This window comes from Candidatus Kapaibacterium thiocyanatum (genome assembly GCA_001899175.1).
GTDB lineage: Bacteria > Bacteroidota > Ignavibacteria > Kapaibacteriales > Kapaibacteriaceae > Kapaibacterium > Kapaibacterium thiocyanatum.
Genome location: MKVH01000013.1, coordinates 117,329 through 136,652, shown reverse-complemented (window position 1 = coordinate 136,652; position 19,324 = coordinate 117,329). Strand labels below are relative to the sequence as shown.

Sequence of the window (19,324 nt, the reverse complement as noted above, 5' to 3'; positions counted from 1 at the left end):
CAGCGGCGCCATGAACATGAAATCTACCGTCAATCTCACGAGCGATCCCGTCGATCGGTCGTTGCGTCTGTTCGCCATTCCCATGGCATTCAGCTTTCTCATCAACATGATCTATTCGCTCATCGACCGGTATTACGTCAGTCGACTGGGCGATGCGGCCATCGCAGCCATCGGATCCACGGATCAGGTGGCTTTTTTCGTATTCACGCTGGCGAGCGGTTTCGGCGTGGGTACGGGCATCATCGTATCGCGGCGCGTGGGCGAGGGGAACCACGACGAGGCCGGCCGTACGGCCACGCAGGCGACGGTAGGAATGGCGCTCATCGCGCTCATGATCACGATCCTGCTCTACATCGCCATGCCGGGCATACCGGGTCTCATGCGCATGAATACGGAAGTAGGCACCTATGCCTTGTCGTACATGAGCATGCTCTTCATCGGCGTCGCCGCCAACCTCCTGAACTTCCAGACGTTCTCCATCGTCCGCTCGACGGGTAATCCCGTCTTCCCGATGGTCGTCCTGATCTTCACGACGATCTTCAACGCCGTCATCGCTCCCTTCCTCATCTTCGGCATCGGCCCGTTCCCCGAAATGGGTATGGCCGGAGCAGGGCTCGCCACGGCATCGGCACAGATCTTCGGCTGCTGCGTGACGATGTGGGCCATCGCGACGGGAAAGACGGGCGTACGGTTCAATTTCACGAAGTTCAGACTCGACTTCGGCCTCCTCGGCCGTATAGCGGAGAAGGGCTTTCCGGCGTCGCTCCAGATGCTCTCCGTCGGCATCAACCGGATGTTCATCTTCATGATCGTCGGCGGCTTCGGTACGTCCGTCACCGCTGCCTATACCCTCGGTCTGAACGTCGACATGCTCGTCTTCATGTGTGTCTTCGCCGTGGGGATGTCCATCGAAGTGGCTACGGGACAGAACCTGGGTGCGGGCAAGATCGAGCGTATCTTCGCCTATCATCGCTCGGGCATGCGCCAGCTCACCATCCTCATGGCCCTGCTGGCTGTCGGCATTTGGGTCGGAGGATCGTGGTTCGCCGGACTGTATTCGAAGAACCCGACGACGATCAGCGAGGCGACGTCGTATTTCCATACGACGGTCTTCGGCTACATCTTCTTCGCCATCGGCGTGGTCTCGGTACGCGTCATCAGCGGAGCAGGAGCATCGTTCACGAGCATGGCCATCACTGCCGGATGTCTCCTCGGCCTGCAACTGCCACTGGCCTACGTCCTGTCGCATGCCACGCCGCTCGCCCAGCACGGCGTCTGGCTGGCCATCGTCATCGGCTATGCCATCTTCGCCGTCGTCGGGCTCGTGGTCCTGCGCGGCCGTCGCTGGCTCAAGGCCAAGGCCTGACGCCCGTTAAACCTCCATACGCGCTCATGTGACAAAGCCTCGTATTTTCCGGGGCCACATTCGTGAGTACGACCATTTTGACACTGGACAACGACGCCGACCTCGTGGAAGCGTTCCGGACGGGAGACCGTGACCGGGCCGCGACCATCTTCGTGCGTCGGCACCAGCGTTTCGTACTCTCCATAGCCTACCGCTACCTCTCGTCGATGGAGGACGCCCAGGACGCCGCACAGGACGTCTTCATCCGGGCCATCCAGGGAATGGACAGGTTCAAGGGCGAAAGCTCGCTGCAGACGTGGCTGTACCGGATCACCGTCAACGTCTGCTCCAATATGCGGCGCAGGAAACGGATCGTCTCCTTCTTCGCCTTCGGCGAGGGTGAGGACGAGCACGACGTCGTATCGACCCAGCCTCCGCCGTCGCAGCAGAGTGAACAATCCGATTTCGAGAACTACTTCAAGGGAGTGCTCGCGAAGCTCCCCGAAAAACAGCGTGAGACCTTCTGCCTCCGGTACTACGACGAGCTGTCGTACGACGAGATCAGCCAGATGGTCGGCACCAGCGTTGGCGCCTTGAAGGCCAACTACCATCATGCCGTCAAGAAGATCGCGACGGCCCTACGTACGAGTGACTACTATGAAACCTGGCTCGAACACGATGCCGACGCGCGATAACGGACTCTCGAGAGAGTACCTCGAGTCCGTGCTCGCGGACTACGCCACGGGCCTGTTGTCGCAGGAGGAAACCGAGCGTATCGGGTCGGCTCTGGCTCATCACCCCGACCTGAAGACCGAGGCGGATGACATGAAGATCGTCCGTATGGCGATGAGCCGTACGGCCCGCAACGATGCCATGGACTATGCGGCGCGGAACCTCTCGGTCCATGTCGTCGAACGGCTGAAGAAACGCCCCAGGCGCTCCTCGGCCTTCCTCGGCTGGATCGTCCTTCCCGCAGCGACGGTGGCGGCCGTGGCCTTCTTCGTACTCGATCGCAATGCCGTCGTCGAACCGATCGCCGAACCGGTCGTGGCGATGGAGAACATGATCGATTCCTCGGAAGAGCCCTACAGGATGGTGCTTTCGATGGAGAATCCGATCGGTACGGCCCACGTCCCGCAGGCGACCGATGCCATCGTGACCACGCTCTACGACGAGGACATCGTGGACCAACTCGTGAGCCAGCACCGGGACGATCCCCCGACCAGGACGATTTCCGCCCTTACGGATGAAGATGTAGAACAGCTTCTCGCAGGACTTTGATGAAAACGCTACGGACATTTCTGCTCACCGCCGGTATCGCGACGATCATGATCTCCACGGTAGTCGCGCAACCCCGGAAAGAACATCACGAAGCCATGCTTCGCAAGGTGGAGGATCTCCGGAAGGTGAAACTGCTGGACGTCCTCGGCCTGCAGGGCGATCAGGTCGAGAAGTTCTTCGGTGCCTACAACAAGCTCCAGAACCAGGTTTTCACGGCCAAGCAGTCCGTCGACAATGCGGCCGACGACGTCATGAAGGCCCTGGACAAGAAGGCCTCGCAGTCCGAACTGACGGCGAAGAGCGATGCCCTCACCCAGAAGACGAAGGAACTGATGAATGCCGTGGCGGCTCGCAACGAAGGCGTCAGGCCTCTGCTGTCGGTCGAACAGTATGCGAAGTACCTCGTCTTCGAATCCAGGTTCCAGGAAGAACTCTCACGGCGCATCATGAGCCGTGCACGGCGCATGCATCGGCAGGGTCCCGACGAGAACTGACCGCCATCGTATGACGAATCGCACGAGAGGTATCGAACGGGACCATGATTCCAGCGACGGTATTCCACGCGTGGAGTACCTCGTCATGTTGATGCTGACCATCATCCTGTGGTGCAGCATGCCCGCCCTGTCATCGGCGGGGAATGTCGATACGCTCTATCACAAGTCCTACGGAGATCCCGCGGATCCCGCCGTGATCTTCGTTCATGGCGGTCCCGGGTACAACAGCGTCGGTTTCGAACTCGGAGCCGCGAAGGAACTGGCACGGACAGGCTACTTCGTCATCGTCTTCGACCAACGAGGCTGCGGACGAAGCAGGGGATACCGGCCGCGTGGCGGATGGACCTTCGACGATCTCCATGAGGACATCGATACCGTTGCCGCGAGGTACGGCCTGAAGACGTTCCACCTCCTCGGGCATAGCTGGGGCGGTACGCTGGCGGCGTTCTATGCACTTGCCCATCCCGATCGCTGCCGCTCGCTCTGCATCGCGAGCTCGCCGTTGTCCTACCAACGCACCTTCCGGGCGCTGCTGGACAGAGCCGATACGACGGAACGCTTCAGGGAACAGGTACGACAGATACGAACCCTCGATACGGCCGGACTCATCTATGCGAGCCGCTGCTTCGCGCTTGCGATGCAGACCGGAGCCTATACGCCACGTGTGAAATCATCCGAAGCGGACACGATCATGACCGCCGTGCGGCAGGACTCCGCGGCGAAGCTCATGCGCGATATGACGCCGGGGCCGACGATCGGCATCTACATGGCCGAACGCTACACGATGTTGAACATGGGCGAAACGTGGCGCAGACTCATCGCCCTCATGCCGGTCGGCTTCATCGCCGGTATGGATGACGGACTCTTCGATCCCGTGCACATCGAGGCCATCCGGGACGTTCTCGGAAAGGACAGGACGATCATCATCGAAGGAGCCAGCCACAACGTCTTCATCGACAAACGGGCAGCCTTCATCGAAAGCTATCGACGTTTATCATCGAACGGGCAGTAGGGACCTGGATCGCGACGGATGGCTCATCGATCAACGTCGCATCACGACTCGACATCGATCAGGACGTTCCCATCACCGAAGGATTCGGTCAGGAACTTCGTCGTCTCCTTCGACGCCTTGATCTTGAGCATCGACGTGTACTGGACACGACCTTCACCCTTGACGACCAGGAACTTGAGGCTGTCCATCGCATCGGACGTATTGCAGCGGTCGCGCAACTGTTTCAGCGTGTCGTATTCGACCTGGTCGGGATTGACGCGAATAAGATAGCCCTTCGTCAGTTTCTTCTCGGCCTGTTCCAGTGTCAGGGCTTCGTCGACGAAGATCTTGACGTTATCGCCGTTGATCTCGCATTTGCCGATGAAGACCAGCACTGCGTCGGGCTGAAGCACCTCGGCGAACTGCCGGAACTTGTCGCTCCAGAACACGCACTCGCACGATCCCGAATATTGTTCGACCTTGACGAAGGCGATGGTATTCTCGCGCTTGTCGAGGCGCGTCCGGATGTCGGAGATGATGCCGCACAGACGCACGACGGATCCTGACTTCGCCGGATCGATGCGTGAGAGAAGCAGATTGGAGTATGACGATACGGAAACGTGATACTCCTTGAGGGGATGCCCCGAGATATAGAAGCTGAGGTAGTCGCGCTCGCGTTTGAGACGATCGCGCTCCGGCCATTCCTCGAAGTTGGGCAGCATCGGCTCGCTCGGCTTGATCTCCTCGGCTTCGCCGAACAGGCTCTCCATGTGAGAGCTGCCCGTGCCCTGGATCTGGCGTGCATACTCGATGGAATTCTCGATGGCGGCGAACAACTGCGCGCGATGGCCGTGCTTCACCGAATCGAACGCTCCCGAACATACCAGCGCTTCGAGGACGCGCTTGTTGACGTCCTTGCTGTTCACCCGTGCCGTGAAGTCGAACAACGACGTGAACGGGGCGTCTTCCCGCGCACGGATGATGGATTCGACGGCGCCGATGCCCACGTTCTTGATCCCCGCCATGCCGAAATAGATCAGGCTCTTGTCGGCCAGGAACGTCGCCATGGATCTGTTCACGTCGGGCGGAAGTACGGTGATGCCGAAGCGTCGCGCCTCTTCGATCAGCGCGACGATCTTGTTCTGGTCGTTCAGTTCCGCCGTCATGTTCGCCGCGAGGAACTCGGCAGGGTAGTTGGCCTTCAGCCATGCCGTCTGGAAGGCCAGATAGGCATAGGCTGCGGAGTGCGACTTGTTGAAGCCGTAGGACGCGAACTTGAGGATGAGGTCGAATATCTCGCGTGCCAGATCGGACTGGAGATTCGCATGCTTCTGCGCGCCCTCGACGAACAGGGCCTTCTGCTCCTGCATGAGCTTCTCGTCCTTCTTGCCCATGGCGCGGCGCATCACGTCCGACTGCGCCAGCGTGAAGCCAGCGATGTCCCGCACGAGCTGCATCACCTGTTCCTGATAGACGATGATGCCATAGGTACGCTCCAGGACGGGCTGCATGATGGGATGCAGGTATTCGATCGGCTTACGTCCCTGCTTCCGGTCGATGAAGTCGGGAATGTTGTCCATTGGACCCGGCCGATAGAGGGCGTTCATGGCGATGAGGTCTTCGAGGACGGTTGGCTTGAGCTGACGCAGGGCATTCTGCATCGGTTCGGATTCGAACTGGAAGACCGCCAGTGTCTGGCCCCGTCCGAACAACTCGTAGGTCTTCGGATCGCCAAAGTCCACGGCATCGATATCGATGTCGATACCATGATTCCGTTTGATGAGTTCGAGCGTGTTGTCGATGATGGACAGCGTCCGCAGCCCCAGGAAGTCCATCTTGAGGAGTCCCGCTTCCTCGAGGTCCTTCATGTTGTACTGCGTGGCCGGTTCTGAATTCGGCGTCTGGTAGACGGGCACGAAGTCGGAGATTGGGCCGGGCGCGATGACGACACCCGCGGCATGGAGCGATGAGTTCCGTGCGAAGCCTTCCAGTACCGTCGAGTATTCGATGAGGTCCTTGAGCTTCGGATCGCCGGTATCCTTCAGCCACCGGAGTTCAGGCAGTTCGATGGCCTCAACGAGAGGCTTGACCTTGCCCATGATCACGGGAATCTTGTCGGTGATCGAATTTATCGTCGCGACGTCGATGCCGAGAACACGGCCGACATCCTTGAGGACGGCGCGTGAGGACAACGTACCGAAGGTGATGATCTGGGCAACGGACTCGGCGCCGTACTTCTCCTTCACGTATTCGATGACGCGCTCGCGCTTGTCGTCGGAGAAGTCGATATCGATATCGGGCATCGACACACGGTCCGGATTGAGGAAGCGCTCGAAGAGCAGATCGTACTTCAGCGGATCGATGTTCGTGATGGCCAGGGCATAGGCGACGATGGAACCGGCCGCCGAGCCCCGTCCCGGGCCGACGCGTACTCCCATATCCCGTGCGGCACGGATGAAGTCCTGCACGATCAGGAAGTATCCGGCGAAGCCCATGCGTTTGATGACGCTGAGTTCGAAGGATGTACGATCGAGGATTTCGGACGTGAGAACCGGATAGCGTTTCTCCAGTCCCTGCATCGTCAGTTCTTCCAGATAATCCTCGAGCGTCGTCGCATCGGACTCCGGAGGAATGGGGAAGAGCGGCATCTGCAGGTCGGTCGAGATCTTGAGATCGATCTTGTCGGCGATTTCGAGCGTCGACTCGATGCCTTCGCCGTAGTCCTTGAAGAGCTCGACCATATCGGCCTGCGTCTTCAGGTACATCTGGTCGACCTTGTAGCGCAGATCCCGCTTGACGTCGAACTGTCCCGTACGTGCGAGCGTGGCATCCTTGTTGATGTTCAGCAGCACGTTGTGCGGGACGGCATGTTCCTTCCTGATGTAGTGCGCATCGTTCGTCACCACGAGCTTGATGCCGAGTTCACGGGCCATGCGTGGTGCGAACTCCAGGACGTGCTTGTCCTCGGGCAGGCCGTGATCCTGCAGCTCGATGTAGAAGTCGTCGCCGAAGATGTCCTTCAGCAGTTTGGCGTTGCGATAAGCCGTCTCGTGATCGCCGGCGAGCATCGGTGCGTTGATCGGTCCTGCCAGGCAGGCCGACGTGGCGATGAGGCCTTCGTGATGCTGGGCGAGAAGGTCGAAGTCGATCCGCGGCTTGTAGTAGTATCCGTGCGTGTGACCGATGGAGGTCAGTTTCATCAGATTACGATAGCCGGTATCGTTCTTGGCGAGGAGGACGAGGTGATAGTAGTTACGCTTCTTGCCCGCGTCCTGTACCTTCTCCCTGTCCGTATGCTTCTTGACGGCGATGTAGACTTCACACCCCACGATGGGCTTGATGCCCGCCTTCTTCGCCTTCTTGTAGAATTCGAAGCAGCCGAACATGACGCCGTGGTCCGTCAGGGCGATGGCCTTCTGTCCATCGGCGACGGCGGCATTCACCAGTTGCTGCGGCGTGCATGCGGCGTCGAGCAGGGAATAGTGGGTGTGATTATGGAGATGGACGAATTCAGGCATGGCGTCTTCTGTTCACGTAGGGCGGGGAATCCAAATTGCCACGGATCACCGAGGGGCCCAAATGAAAGCATGTACTTCTTTATCCACAGTCCGGGACAGCAGGCGGGGAGCCGATCGGGACACGAAACGGACCTCAGCGGCCGCTGCCGATTCCCTTCACCATCTCGTCCAGCTTGGACTCGATCTTGCCCTTGGCCGCACCACCCAGAATGCTCAGCTCGATGTGGATGACGACGAGCCTGTCACGTACGTCCAGCGTACCCTGACCGAGCGGACTCTTGACTTCGAGAATGTTGCCGTGCCATACCGCCGACGAAAACAGGGCCTTGATCTCCGGCCGGGGCAGCACCTTGTCGTCGAGATAGGCCTTGATCTCCGCTGCCGTGTATTCCGTGGCTACTTCCTTGTGGATCGTCATGTATCTGACCGGATGATGTGGAACAACGCCCCTGTTGACGTTCCGGACGTCCCGGAATTGGGTGGCTCCGGCACGCACCCTATCGCAGGGCCTGACGCACCCTGGCCGAAACCACGTCGAAGATCCATACGACGATGGCGATGATGATGACGATGGCTCCGACTTCGTTCCAGCGCGCCAGTCCCTGATACTGGATCAGCATGTTGCCGATACCGCCACCGCCTACCAGACCGATGACCGTGGCCATGCGCACGTTGATGTCCCAGCGATAGATCGTGAAGCTCAGGAACGGTATCACGCATTGGGGAACGACGGCGAACCATATCACCTGGGCGCGGCGTGCACCCGTGGCTTCGATGGCTTCCATGGGACCGTGGTCGACATCTTCGATCTGCTCGCTGTATTGTTTGGTGAGCGATGAGATCGTGTGGACGACGAGGGCGAGCATACCGGCGAAGGGACCGATACCGACCCATACCGAGAAGATGATGGCCCAGATCAACGGTTCGATGGACCGCGAGAAGTTCGTGAAGACGCGCAGCACGACGTAGATGCTTCGGGCGACACCATTGTGGGCCATGAGATTGCGTGCGCAGAAGAAGCTCAGCACGAAGGAGAACGGCACGGCGATGGCCGTGGCCATGAAGGCCAGGTAGATCGTCTCCACCATCGCCAGCAATGCTTCGCCGAGGATGTCGAAGTTGGGGGACAGCAATGCCTTGAAGATACGTCCCGCACCTTCCAGGCCCTGCTGGCTGAAGAGGTCGACCGGAGAGATCTCCGTGATGACCCAGCCGGCGATGACGGTGCTGACCAGCGTGAGCCAGCCGATATGCGATGCCACGGCATGCTGCCATGTATCGCCGTCGATACGGCGCTGGAACAGACGTCCGAGCGAGGCACCTGTCGCGAGTCCCAGAATGGCGAGGAGCAGGCCCGCCGCGACGATGGCGACGATGGACGTCGTGGATGCGGCCGGCGGCCTGGTATCGAGGATCACGCGAGGAACGATGACCCATACGGCGATGGCTGCGAGGTAGGCGCCTGCGCACAGATCGATGATGGCGGCCGTGGAACTACGTTTCATCGGATCTCCACCTCGGCGGCATCGTCGCCATAGATCGTCCTGAACCATTCGTCGGTGATATCGGCAGGCAGGCCTTCGAAGACCTTCTCACCGTTCCGCAGGGCGATCACGCGTGTAGCGTACTGGCGGACGAGGGAGAGGAAGTGGAGATTGCAGATCACCGTGGTACCGTAGTCGCGGTTGATGCGTTCCAGATAGCTCATCACGGAATGGGAGGTAGCGGGATCGAGCGAGGCCACTGGCTCGTCGGCGAGCAGGAGGTCCGGCCGCTGCATCAATGCCCGTGCGATGGCGACGCGCTGCTGCTGGCCACCGCTCAGGGCATCGGCCCGCTGGCGAGCCTTGTCGGCGATGCCGACCACGTTCAGGTTGTCCATCGCCATCGACTGCTGGTCCTGCGTGAACCGTCCGGCCAGCGAGGACCACGTCGGCGTAGAGCCGAGCGCGCCGTAGAGAACGTTGCGCAGGACGCTATGCCGTTTGATCAGGTTGAAGTGCTGGAAGATCATGCCGATCCGGGCTCGGTGCCTGCGGAGGGCTTCGCCGTCGACGTGCGTGACGTCCGTACCGTTCACGACGATCGAACCTTCCGTCGGTTCGAGCAGTCGGTTGATCGTGCGCATGAGCGTGGATTTACCCGAACCGCTCAGACCGATGACGACGAGAAATTCGCCCGCGTGAACATCGAAGGATACGTCCCTCAGGGCCTGATAGCCGTTGGGATAGGTCAGGAACAGATGCTTCACCGAAACGAATGGCTGCATGGCCGCAAAACTAATCAGCGGCGAGACGTCTCCATGCGCCATACGGCGATGATGCCGAAGAAAAGCGTCACGGCGACGGCGAGCAGGATGTCCTGCGGAATGCCGTGATGCACCCTCACGATGGGAATGTTGGAAGGCAGGAGTTCCATCGAGACATCGATGAAGGCATGGGGCACGACCTGGATGACGGTGGCGATACCGGCCAGCATGATCATGATGCCGATGGCGCCGCTCCAGCGTATGAGCAGGCGCAGCCATCGCGGACGGGTGGGCAGGGCGGCGATACGGCGCTGCAGTGCGGGGAGGAAGGCCTCGGTCGTCGTCGTATGTGAAACGGCCGACATGGAATCCCTGAGGGCCTGTTCGGCATCGATGATGCGGTCCATGGCCTTCTGGCCGAGGCGCGTGGTCAGCATCCGATGCTCTTCGGGTGTGATCGTACCCATGGCGAGCCTGTCCATCAGCTCCGCCAGCCGCCTGTCATGTACGTGGTCACTCATGTGTTCTCTCCGTCAGTCCTGTGTCGACGAGATCCGGGCACCGGGCCACAACGGCCGCACGAAGCAACGAACGGCCTCTGTTCAGTCGTGTCTTCACCGTTCCCAGAGGCATCGCCGTGATCCTGCATATCTGTTCGTACGAGCATTCCTGTACGTAGAACAGATCCATGACGGCAGCATAGAGCGGTGGCATCCGTTCGAGTTCGTCACGCAGGACGTCTTCGAGAACGGCGCGGTCGATCGTGTCGAACACGACCGGCTCGGTCCAGACGGACGTGACATCCTCGTCCAGCACATCGTGTGCAGGCTGCCGGCGGCGTTTCTTGAGAACGTTCAGGCATGTGTTGTAGACGATACGGAAGAACCATGTGCTCGTCCGGGACTCGCCCCGGAATGCCGTCATTCCCTGATAGGCCTTCACGAAGGCCTCCTGCAACGCATCCTCGGCATCGTCGCGGTCCTTGAGCAGACGCAATGCCAGCGACAGTGCACGGTCCTTGTAGGTCGTCACCAGCGTCGAAAAGGCATCGGTTTGTACGGACATGATATCCCGGAAATGATGTAGCGTCCTTTGGACAACATATCCCAGCCAGGGTTTCAGATGAAACCCTCGACGAATTTCGTTGTCGAAAGCGATGAACGAAGACTATCCATCACATCACCGTCATCGGAATGACCATGCATATCGTCCGTGGACTTCTGCTCTGCATCGCCACCCTGTTGACGTTCGCCCGTCCCGCCTTCGCGGATGGAGCGGCGGACACGTCGAAAACTACCCATCGGGATTCGCTGTTGCGAAACGATTCGGCATACCGGGCCTTCGTGCTCGACTCCATGAAGCAGGAGCACGACGCCCAGTTCAGGGCGGCCGTTCAGGACGGCAAGCAAGAGAACATCCCGGCGATCCTCGCATTGTCGCTTCCCATCATCTGCATCTTCCTGATCATGCTCATCGCATGGCGGCGCATCGAATCGCGCAAGGCCATCAAGCTGGCCATGATCGAGAAGGGAATGGATCCGGGCCTCGACGAACTTCCGAAGGATGAGTCGACGAGCAAGTACGGTGCGCTGCGCATCGGCATGCTCTTCGCCGGTCTCGGCCTCGGCGTGCTGGTCAGCGGTCTGGCCAGCATCGCGATGTCGCTGAACGACGAGGCGACAGCACTGGCCATCATCGCCAGCAGTCTGCTCGGCGGTGGTCTCGGCCTCGTGCTCTATCATCACGTCGCTGCGAAACTGGAAGCGCAGGAGCGGCGCGACTAGTATCTTGCAGGTATGCGCCTTCTTCTTTTCGACATCGATCATACGCTCCTCAGCGTCCGCGGTGGCCTCGGCCGTAGTATCTGCGCCGAGGCTTTTCGTTCCGTCTACGGTTCGGATCCGACGGACGTTCTTCGCAGCTATTCGTTCTCGGGGCGTACGGACCGCCGCATCGTCGGTGATCTCGGAGTCACGCTCGGCATCGATGCCGCGGTACTCGACGACGGATGGAATGCCTACGAGGATATCCTCCGTCGACGTTCCTTCGAGACGATCACGCAGAACGACGTTCACGTCCATCCCGGCGTCAGGGATCTTCTGCATGCGCTGAACGATTCCGGCATCACGCTCGCCCTCGTCACCGGCAATCAACGGGACGTAGCCCGTCACAAACTCGCCATGGGCTCCCTCGACGATCACTTCGACATGGCAGGGGCCTTCGGCTGCGAGCATGCGGACCGCGACCTGCTCCCGCCGCTCGCCCTCGAACGCATCAATGCCCGCCGCCTGCAGGAGGGCCGGAACCCCTTCGGTGTGACCGATACGGTCGTCATCGGCGACGCACCACCCGATATCCGCTGCGCCAGCGTCAACGGCATGCGCTCACTGGCCGTGGCGACAGGGGAGTTCGACGTCCAGGCCCTGACCGATCATGGCGCCGACGCCGTGCTACCGGACTTCTCCGACACGAAGCTGGCCATCGACCTTCTCCTGCATATCTGACGAGTGCCACCGGAAGCTGTATCTTTGCAATCAATATGCCCGACAAGAACATCATTGTAACGATCGATGGACCGGCAGGAGCCGGGAAATCGACCACGGCACGCCGTGTCGCCGAACGCCTCGGATACGTCTACATCGACACCGGCGCCATGTACCGCGCCGTCACCCTCGCAGCACTGCGTGAAGGCACCACCATCACGGACGATGCCCTCCAGACCCTGCTGAGACATACCGACATCAGGCTCGTCCATACCGTGGGCGGCCAGCGCACCTATCTGAACGGTATCGATGTCAGTGAAGCCATCCGTTCGGCCGACGTCACGAATCTCGTCAGCACCATCAGCGCCATGCCCGTCGTACGACGTGCCATGGTCTCCATGCAACGCTCCATGGGAGCATCGGGCGGGGTGGTGATGGACGGACGCGACATCGGAAGCGTCGTCTTCCCCTCGGCCGAAGTGAAGGTCTTTCTCGTTGCCGACCTCGACGAGCGGATCCGCCGCCGGGCGTCGGAAGCGCATCTGAACGGACAGCAACTAACACTGGACCAGGTTCGTCATCAGATCGTCGAGCGGGACCGGATCGATTCCGAACGATCGGACAGCCCCCTCGTACGACCCGACGGAGCGGCGGAAATCGATACGACCAATCTCACCATCGACGAGCAGGTCGACCGCATCGTCACTCTGGCGCGCAAGTACCTCAGCGCCTACAACCTGATCTCGGGCTACGGCAACTTGTAATTCACTGTGCAGGCATCGACGCGATCATGAACGTTACCATCGACAGATTTTCCGGCTTCTGCTGGGGCGTGGTACGCACGGTACAGATCGCCGAGGACCAGCTCGCCAGGGAACGTGCCAACCGTAACGTCTACGTTCTCGGTCACATCATCCACAATCCGAGCGAGATCGCGAGACTCGAAGCCAAGGGACTGGAAACCGTTTCCGTCGACGATTTCGAACGCCTGGCACATAGTGGAGCCAAGGTCATCATCCGCGCCCACGGCGAACCTCCCGCCACCTATCGCAAGGCCTGGGAATACGGCATCGAAATCATCGACGCTACCTGCCCGGTCGTGACCAAGCTCCAGGAACGCGTCCGCAAGTTCTACGACCAGCAATACCAGATCGTCATCTTCGGCAAGAAGGATCACGCCGAAGTACTCGGCGTCCGTGGTGTCGTCCACGATAATTGCGTCGTCGTCAAGAACGTCGACGAAGCCCTCGCCCTCGTCGATCCAGCCCGCAAGACCGTCCTTTTCTCGCAGACGACGATGGACAGGCCTACCTTCCAGGCCATTCGCGATGCTCTCAAGGCCCGTATCGCCGAGTTGGTGGTGGACACCATCGAGGAAATCGCTACCGAATTCCACGCCAAGGACACCATCTGCGGCCAGGTCAGCGGCCGCGAAGGGCAGCTCGCCCAGTTCGCCTCGAACAACGACGTCGTGATCTTCGTCGCCGGCCGGGCCTCCAGCAACGGCAAGGTGCTGTACGACGTGGCCCATGCCTCGAACCCGCGAACCTACTTCATCGAGAACGCGTCGGAACTGAACGACGAATGGTTCGCCGGAGCGGAGACGGTAGGCATCAGCGGCGCCACCAGTACTCCGCAATGGTACATGGAAGAGGTAGCCGAGGCCATCCGCACCAGATACAACTGATTTCCCAAGGACATCATTTCGATCACTTCATGTCGATCGAATGCAATAAAGCGACATTTGTCCCGTATATTGCAGTCAGTTGTCCACCAGGAATCACACCATGACCATCGCCAAGGTATACAAGATCATCGGCGGAAAGCCGGCGGTAGGCCTTCCCGTACGGACTCAACTGGACCTGCACGCGGCGATTCAGCAGGGGTTCCGCCTCCAGGCCGCACAGCACGTCAAGGAATCGCTCCAGCTTACGGAGGCCGAACTGGCCCAGTCGCTCGGCGTCAGCGCCAAGACGCTCCAGCGCATCGCCAAGGAAGACGAGCCCCATCTCACGGCGGCGATGAGCGACCGACTCTACCGCATCGCCCGCATCATGGCCTTCGCACAGGAAGTGTTCGAGAACACCGAACGGGCATATACGTGGCTGCGCGAACCGCAACGTGGTCTGGGTAACCGCACGCCATTTTCTCTCCTCGAATCCGAAGCGGGAGCGCGTGAGGTGGAAGATCTTCTCGGCCGCCTCGAATACGGCGTCTATACCTGATGGCCGCCGAAACCCGATCGTTCTGGCGTATCGTCAAGCACCGATATGCCGCTCACGCCATGGATGGAGAAGGAGCCCGTCTGTATGGAGGCCGGTGGAATCTGCGCGATACGACCGCCGTCTATCTTTCCGAGTCCCTGAGCCTCGCCGCGCTGGAACTCTTCGTCCACCTCGCGCCCGAGGACTCACGCCTCCGCTTCGTCGCCATCGAAGTCGTCGTACCGGCCGACGTCGCTGTCGAAACCGTCGGCATCGGAGAACTGCCCGACGACTGGACGTCCGAGCCGCCATTGGAAGGCACACAGCGCATCGGCACGGAATGGTGCGAGTCCATGCGCACGGCCTTCCTGCGCATACCTTCGGCCATCGTTCCGGGAGAATGGAACGTCCTGCTCAACCCGCGTCACCCGGACTGGCAACGGTGTGCGACCGGCAAGCCCGTCGCCTTCGGCTTCGACGGCAGGATGTGGAAGAAGTAGGGAAGATCATCATCGAAGAACGGATACGTTCGACGATACCGTCGACGGCATATCGTCCATTCCCCGTCCTCACCGAAAGGGAGCGAACCCACGAATTGAACCGATGCCCCCCGCGTAACGACCGGGAAGCGAAGGACTATCGGAGGTATGCACCATTCGACTACAACAACGACGGCCGGCAACCGTCTTCATCGTATCTTTGTTCTGTCTCGATCCGAATGAACGGGGATGTACCGGTTTCGACGAGGCGACGGAAACACGAAGATGCATGCCGAGCTACGCTGGTGGAGCTCGTTAATACAACTGGCGAACAAAGACTAGGCGATAACTTCGGTTATCGCATGGCTGCCTAACCCAGGTACCCATGCCATCGGACGGATGACTGCCTGTCGTCCTCCACTCCGGTGACGCTTCTGACAGGCTGGCGTGAAGTCGTGCATCAGGGCATAGCGCAAGATTTTTCTGATGATCGTGGATAGCGACCTGTCGATGGGTGAACGCATCCGCTAAACTTCTACATCGACTACGCATGGAGTAAGCTTCGGTAACTGCGCTTCGGACCCGGGTTCGACTCCCGGCATCTCCACAGGAAGCAAAAGGGATGATCTCACGATCATCCCTTTTTCCGTTTCGGACCTCGGCTCAGCTTCACGGCCTCGCATGACATCCGATATGTGTAGCTTTTCCGCGCTCTGGATTCTGCAGCAGGAGTGAGCATATCATCGACACCGGAAGATCAGCGGTATATGGAACACCAGCATATCTACGATGCAGAGGGAAGGCAGCTCTGCTGTACACAGGAAGAAAAGATCTATACCAATGCCGGTGCGGAAGAACTCATCGAAGAGCATGGAACAGCGGATAGTCACGATCGTGCAGATGACCAGGATCACGATCATGGAACGGTGAACACGACGTTCCGACTCTTCATCCCGCCGTTGACGTCGCTCGTTCTTCTCCTGGCCGCTCTCGGACTCGACCACTACCTGAAGCCGGAATGGTTCACCGCCTGGGCAAGGCTCGTATGGTATGTACTGGCCTACATTCCCGTCGGACTTCCCGTGATCAGGGATGCCGTACGAAGCATCATGAAGGGTGAAGTTTTCTCGGAATTCCTGCTGATGTCCATCGCCACCATCGGTGCCTTCGCCATCGGCGAGTATCCCGAAGGCATCGCCGTCATGCTGTTCTATGCCATCGGTGAAGTGTTCCAGACCATGGCCGTATCGAGGGCGAAACGCAACATCAAGGCCTTGCTGGACCAGCGTCCGGACGAAGTCACGATCCTGCGCGACAACCGCCCTGTAACCGCAAAGGCCCTGAGTGCCCGTCCCGGAGACATCATCCAGTTGAAACCGGGCGAGAAGCTGGCTCTGGACGGAGAACTGCTGTCGGACCGGGCGGCGTTCAATACATCGGCGCTGACCGGAGAGAGCAGGCCAGACACGAAGACGAAGGGCGATGCCGTACTCGCGGGAATGATCAATCTGAATACCGTGAGCCAGGTGAAGGTCACGACGGCGTATCAGGACAGCAAGCTCAGCAGGATACTGGAGCTCGTACAGAATGCCACGTCACGAAAGGCCCCGACGGAACTCTTCATACGGAAGTTCGCGAGAATCTACACACCGATGGTGGTAGCACTGGCCGCCACCCTCTGCCTGCTTCCGTATTTCTTCGTGCAGGACTATACCTTCAGCACATGGCTGTACAGGGCCCTGATATTTCTCGTGATCTCGTGTCCGTGCGCTCTGGTCATTTCCATCCCGCTCGGATACTTCGGAGGGATCGGTGCGGCGAGCCGGAACGGCATCCTGTTCAAGGGCAGCAATTTCCTCGACATCATGGCGAACGTGCGAAACATCGTCATGGACAAGACAGGAACCCTGACCGAAGGCGTGTTCAAGGTTCAGAACGTGGTCTTCGACCCTGCCTTCGACAGGGAAACGGTCCTGCGAATGGTCAATGCCCTCGAACACCACAGCACACATCCGATCGCGACGGCGATCTGGGACCACGTCGGCGACGTCGACAATACCTTGCGGTTGACGGATATCGAAGAAATAGCAGGCCAGGGTATGAAGGCAATCGTCGACGGCAAACAGCTCCTTGCAGGCAACTTCAGGCTGATGGACAGGTTCGGGATACGCTATGAGATCGACCAGACGGACATCGTCCATACCGTCATCGCCATCGCCTATGACGGGCGATTCGTGGGGCACATCACCATCGCCGACAGGATCAAGGACGATGCGAAGGCAGCCATCGACGGCCTCAAGGCGCTGAACGTGACGACGACGATGCTGAGCGGCGACAAGGGGACCGTCACCGCATACGTTGCCGGACAACTCGGTATCGACAACGCCTATGGTGATCTCCTGCCGGAAGACAAGATCTCGAGGGTTCAGGATATCCGGTCCCGGAACGGAAGCGTCGCCTTCGTCGGGGACGGCGTGAACGACGCTCCCGTCATCGCCTTGAGCGATGCGGGCATCGCGATGGGTGGACTCGGCAGCGATGCCACCATCGAGACCGCCGATATCGTCATCCAGGACGACAAACCGTCGAAGATTCCTATGGCCATCAGGATCGGACAACGTACGAAGGCCGTCGTATGGCAGAACGTCACGCTCGCCTTCGTCGTCAAGGGAGTCGTCCTCGCTCTTGGCGCCGGGGGAATCGCGACCATGTGGGAGGCGGTGTTCGCCGACGTCGGTGTAGCGCTGATCGCCATCCTGAATGCCGTACGCATACAACGGATGGAATTCAGGAATACGCCCACATCCGGTAGTATCGATCGATAGCATCCGCAACAATGCCGGGTCGTCGGATCTTCCGTTCGACCCGCATCCGCAGCAGATCCGTCATGATCATCCGTAGTACAATCACTGGAGAAGAACGCAATGGAACTCGGTGCATTCTCCGTCAGCCTGGCCGTGAAGGATATCGGAGCATCGAAGCGTTTCTACGAACAGCTCGGCGTCGCGTCGTTCGCAGGCGATCAGACGCAGAACTGGCTCATCATGAAGAACGGCGAGCCCGTCATCGGACTGTCCCAGGGCGTGTTCGAGAAGAACATCCTGACGTTCAATCCAGGATGGGACAGCAACGCCCAGCCGCTCGAGAGCTTCACCGACGTTCGCGATCTGCAACGTCGACTCAAGGACAAGGGAATGACGATGACGGTGGAAGCGGACGAATCCACGACAGGCCCGGCCAGTTTCATCGTCGTCGATCCGGATGGCAATCCCGTACTGGTGGATCAGCACAGGTAGGTTGCCGTATCAGGCCGCAGACACGGATTCATCGATGCAGCACGCGCGACTGTGTCGGCGTCTGTCCCATGATGTTCCGGAACCGGCGTGAGAACGCCGAGACATTGTCGAAGCCGACCATCAACGCTATATCCGATACGGACCGGTTCGTCTGTGCGAGCAAGCGCTCGGCTTCCTGCATCCTGCGGCGTCCGAGATAGGCGAACGGGCTTTCGCCGAAGGCATCCCTGAATGCACGGAGGAAGTGATATTCGGACATGCACGCTTCGCGGGCGATTTCGCGGAGCGAGAGAGGGCGATGGAAGAAGGCATCCATGTAGTCCCTGCCCATCGAAAGGCGACGCAGCAGCTCAACGCGTGTGGAGGCCCGGCGTGCGACGAGTCGATCCGCCCGATGCATGTAGTGGCCGTGATCGCGTACGATCAGTTCCAGCAATCTGATGACCAGGGCCTCGCGCTCTTCCATCCCGGCTCTGCCTTCGTCGATGGTCGTAACGACCCTGGAACGTAATTCCGCCATCTCGGTCGCACAATCGAAGCGCCTGTCCACGAGCGGCAGTTCTCCCGTACCGTCGTGCTCCGTATCGATCAGATCCTCGTCCTTGCGAACGGCAACCTGCAGGACATTTTTCACGAGGGACGGTCTGAAGGCCACACCGACCATGACCGATTTCGGGTCCGGCAACGCCGTGGCATAGCTCTGTCCGTGTGCGATGAGCAGATATGAGGTGGGATCGATACGATGATGGTGGGAGCCGCCCAGACGATAGTACTGGGTACCGCCCAGAACCCAGCGGATGGATAGTCGCGAGACGTGATCGAACGAATCGATGGCACCGCCATTCAGACGGAACAAGCCGCTGTCCATCTCGGCCATGACGGCGTGATGTGCTTCCGTGGCCCGGTAGACGTCGCCGACGGCCGAACCGGATGCACTACGACAATAGGAGCAGGTACATGATGCCACAACGTCCCTTTCGTGAAC

20 protein-coding genes and 1 other RNA gene are annotated in these 19,324 nt (G+C 59.7%); 14 read left to right on the top strand and 7 right to left on the bottom strand.

All coding sequences use genetic code 11. The features are described 5' to 3' along the window. The first annotated feature begins 10 nt into the window (after positions 1-10). The 5 genes from BGO89_02460 (at position 11) to BGO89_02440 (ending at position 4,132) form a co-directional block, all read left to right on the top strand. Positions 11-1,366: a hypothetical protein gene (locus BGO89_02460; GenBank protein ID OJX59299.1), complete on the top strand. Its 1,356-nt coding sequence runs from the start codon at positions 11-13 to the stop codon at positions 1,364-1,366. Positions 1,367-1,572: 206 nt separating this feature from the next. Then, on the top strand, positions 1,573-2,040 hold the full coding sequence (locus BGO89_02455) for a hypothetical protein (GenBank protein ID OJX59425.1): 468 nt from the start codon (positions 1,573-1,575) through the stop codon (positions 2,038-2,040). After that, complete coding sequence (locus BGO89_02450; GenBank protein OJX59298.1) at positions 2,024-2,626, top strand: hypothetical protein; 603 nt, start codon at positions 2,024-2,026, stop codon at positions 2,624-2,626. The genes BGO89_02455 and BGO89_02450 overlap by 17 nt, the downstream gene beginning before the upstream one ends. After that, positions 2,626-3,120: a hypothetical protein gene (locus tag BGO89_02445; protein OJX59297.1), complete on the top strand. Its 495-nt coding sequence runs from the start codon at positions 2,626-2,628 to the stop codon at positions 3,118-3,120. The genes BGO89_02450 and BGO89_02445 overlap by 1 nt, the downstream gene beginning before the upstream one ends. A 10-nt stretch (positions 3,121-3,130) precedes the next feature. After that, positions 3,131-4,132, top strand: coding sequence for a hypothetical protein (locus tag BGO89_02440; GenBank protein OJX59296.1), 1,002 nt, complete (start codon positions 3,131-3,133; stop codon positions 4,130-4,132). Between the two features lie 41 nt (positions 4,133-4,173). On the opposite strand, the gene BGO89_02435 is transcribed toward BGO89_02440, so the two are convergent. The 6 genes from BGO89_02435 to BGO89_02410 all read right to left on the bottom strand — a co-directional run bounded on the left by BGO89_02435 (position 4,174) and on the right by BGO89_02410 (position 10,942). After that, positions 4,174-7,629 carry a DNA polymerase III subunit alpha gene (locus BGO89_02435; GenBank protein ID OJX59295.1) on the bottom strand — a complete coding sequence of 1,152 codons (3,456 nt, stop codon included), beginning with the start codon at positions 7,627-7,629 and terminating at the stop codon, positions 4,174-4,176. Between the two features lie 133 nt (positions 7,630-7,762). Continuing rightward, positions 7,763-8,047 (bottom strand): hypothetical protein, encoded by a 285-nt coding sequence (locus BGO89_02430; protein ID OJX59294.1) that lies wholly within the window; start codon positions 8,045-8,047, stop codon positions 7,763-7,765. Positions 8,048-8,126: 79 nt separating this feature from the next. Continuing rightward, positions 8,127-9,134, bottom strand: a complete 1,008-nt coding sequence (locus tag BGO89_02425; protein OJX59293.1) for a phosphonate ABC transporter, permease protein PhnE — start codon at positions 9,132-9,134, stop codon at positions 8,127-8,129. Then, complete coding sequence (locus BGO89_02420; protein ID OJX59292.1) at positions 9,131-9,898, bottom strand: phosphonate ABC transporter ATP-binding protein; 768 nt, start codon at positions 9,896-9,898, stop codon at positions 9,131-9,133. Before BGO89_02420 ends, BGO89_02425 begins: the two co-directional genes overlap by 4 nt. A gap of 14 nt (positions 9,899-9,912) precedes the next feature. Beyond that, positions 9,913-10,359 carry a hypothetical protein gene (locus BGO89_02415; protein OJX59291.1) on the bottom strand — a complete coding sequence of 149 codons (447 nt, stop codon included), beginning with the start codon at positions 10,357-10,359 and terminating at the stop codon, positions 9,913-9,915. A gap of 31 nt (positions 10,360-10,390) precedes the next feature. Continuing rightward, a complete protein-coding gene (locus BGO89_02410) occupies positions 10,391-10,942 on the bottom strand; it encodes a hypothetical protein (protein OJX59290.1) in 552 nt (183 codons plus the stop codon). A gap of 128 nt (positions 10,943-11,070) precedes the next feature. Between BGO89_02410 and BGO89_02405 the strand changes: the two genes are divergently transcribed. The 9 genes from BGO89_02405 to BGO89_02365 all read left to right on the top strand — a co-directional run bounded on the left by BGO89_02405 (position 11,071) and on the right by BGO89_02365 (position 18,339). Beyond that, positions 11,071-11,661 carry a hypothetical protein gene (locus BGO89_02405; protein ID OJX59289.1) on the top strand — a complete coding sequence of 197 codons (591 nt, stop codon included), beginning with the start codon at positions 11,071-11,073 and terminating at the stop codon, positions 11,659-11,661. 12 nt (positions 11,662-11,673) lie between these two features. Continuing rightward, positions 11,674-12,381 (top strand): hypothetical protein, encoded by a 708-nt coding sequence (locus tag BGO89_02400; GenBank protein OJX59288.1) that lies wholly within the window; start codon positions 11,674-11,676, stop codon positions 12,379-12,381. Between the two features lie 35 nt (positions 12,382-12,416). Continuing rightward, complete coding sequence (locus BGO89_02395) at positions 12,417-13,124, top strand: cytidylate kinase (protein OJX59287.1); 708 nt, start codon at positions 12,417-12,419, stop codon at positions 13,122-13,124. Positions 13,125-13,150: 26 nt separating this feature from the next. Further along, complete coding sequence (locus BGO89_02390) at positions 13,151-14,047, top strand: 4-hydroxy-3-methylbut-2-enyl diphosphate reductase (protein OJX59286.1); 897 nt, start codon at positions 13,151-13,153, stop codon at positions 14,045-14,047. Positions 14,048-14,147: 100 nt separating this feature from the next. Beyond that, on the top strand, positions 14,148-14,585 hold the full coding sequence (locus BGO89_02385) for a hypothetical protein (protein ID OJX59285.1): 438 nt from the start codon (positions 14,148-14,150) through the stop codon (positions 14,583-14,585). Next, positions 14,585-15,064, top strand: a complete 480-nt coding sequence (locus tag BGO89_02380; protein OJX59284.1) for a hypothetical protein — start codon at positions 14,585-14,587, stop codon at positions 15,062-15,064. Before BGO89_02385 ends, BGO89_02380 begins: the two co-directional genes overlap by 1 nt. Before the next feature lie 224 nt (positions 15,065-15,288). After that, positions 15,289-15,653, top strand: a transfer-messenger RNA (tmRNA) gene (gene ssrA / locus BGO89_02375). Between the two features lie 157 nt (positions 15,654-15,810). After that, complete coding sequence (locus tag BGO89_02370) at positions 15,811-17,868, top strand: cadmium-translocating P-type ATPase (GenBank protein ID OJX59283.1); 2,058 nt, start codon at positions 15,811-15,813, stop codon at positions 17,866-17,868. A 99-nt stretch (positions 17,869-17,967) separates the two neighbouring features. Then, on the top strand, positions 17,968-18,339 hold the full coding sequence (locus tag BGO89_02365) for a glyoxalase (GenBank protein ID OJX59282.1): 372 nt from the start codon (positions 17,968-17,970) through the stop codon (positions 18,337-18,339). A 28-nt stretch (positions 18,340-18,367) separates the two neighbouring features. Here BGO89_02365 and BGO89_02360 read toward each other — a convergent pair whose 3' ends face one another. Beyond that, on the bottom strand, positions 18,368-19,306 hold the full coding sequence (locus tag BGO89_02360; protein ID OJX59281.1) for a hypothetical protein: 939 nt from the start codon (positions 19,304-19,306) through the stop codon (positions 18,368-18,370). Positions 19,307-19,324: the final 18 nt, after the last annotated feature.